Annotated in this window: 1 protein-coding gene; it reads right to left on the bottom strand. The window is 51.5% G+C overall.

Features of this window, described 5'->3' with window-relative positions; translation table 11 throughout:
• Positions 1-1,192 (bottom strand): ABC transporter transmembrane domain-containing protein (locus tag AC1DU6_RS31860; protein ID WP_477862199.1); only part of this gene is annotated, 1,192 nt, incomplete at its 3' end.
• Positions 1,193-1,221: the final 29 nt, after the last annotated feature.

Here is a 1,221-nt window from a genome sequence, read left to right as displayed (position 1 = left end):
TCACGGTACCGACATGGCGACGAAAGTTCTGGAGGCCGAGATGGCGAACTGGTTGCCCACCGTAAAAAATATTCCCCTCGTTCGGCTGTAGAAGGCCAAGCGCAATTTTTAGCAGCGTGGTTTTACCCACTCCTGAAGCGCCCACCACTGCGACACACTCGCCAGCATTGATCTTTAAATTGACATCTTTTAATACCCACGGGTCGTCTTCGCCATAGCGAAAGCTCACTCCTCGCAGTTCAAGACTGGGAGCCAATTGATCGAGGTCGCTATCTGGCGCAGCATCAACCTCGGGAGGCTCCAAACAAATGTCTGACAGTCGTTCTGCATGCAGATCCAACATTTTTAGCTCGACTGCATAGTTGATTAGCGCAGAGATTCGTCCGGTAAATTGGCCTTTATAGCTGAGATACGCAAACAGCATACCAATAGTCATGACTGATCCGGAATCTGGGCCGCCATTGGCGATTCCGGCCAGTATGTATTTCCAACCCAACCACATGACTAACAGATTTTCTAATCCAAAGACCAAGTTATGCACTGTGCCGAAATGCATATTTAAACGGGCTGTGCGTACATCTCGATTCTGGACATCGACCAACAAATTTTGCCAACGAGCGCGACGTTCCTGTTCGCGTCCATATAGCTTCAAAGCTGAAATGGCGCGTATAGTTTCGATAAAGTGAGTGCTCTCCCTTGCCCCTAACACGAGTCGTTCGGCGCCGGCTTCCCGAAACGGAGCAAATACCACCCACCGCATCAGGCCGTATATGGCGACAGCCGTCATTGTTATTGCGGAAAGCACTGGGGCGTAGATCAACATCATCACCAGCGCAGCAACGGCCATCAACCCGTCAAGCACAGCCTCGATGGCTGCATTAGTAAGCGTCCTTTGAATGTCATGCACCGCACCAAACCGCGAAGTAATATCTCCCAGATGGCGTCGCTCGAAGAATTCCACCGGCAGGCGCAGCATGTGGGCAAAAACGTTACTGCTCCATTGCAGTGAAAGAGATTGGCTCAGTACGATGACCATCCAACTACGCGCCATCCCTACAAGGGTTTGAACAATGAGTAGCAGGCCAAACCCAAGCACGACCACCGTCAGCATGTCGGCGTCACCAGAAGTTGCCACGTCGTCTACCAGCATTTGCTGAAGTAGCGGCGCCGTAACGGAAAACACTTCCAGCACGACGGCTAGAGCAAATATTTGCGCTAGTG

It is taken from the genome of Roseateles sp. P5_B10 (genome assembly GCF_056400485.1).
This window is presented reverse-complemented; position numbering and strand designations above follow the sequence as displayed.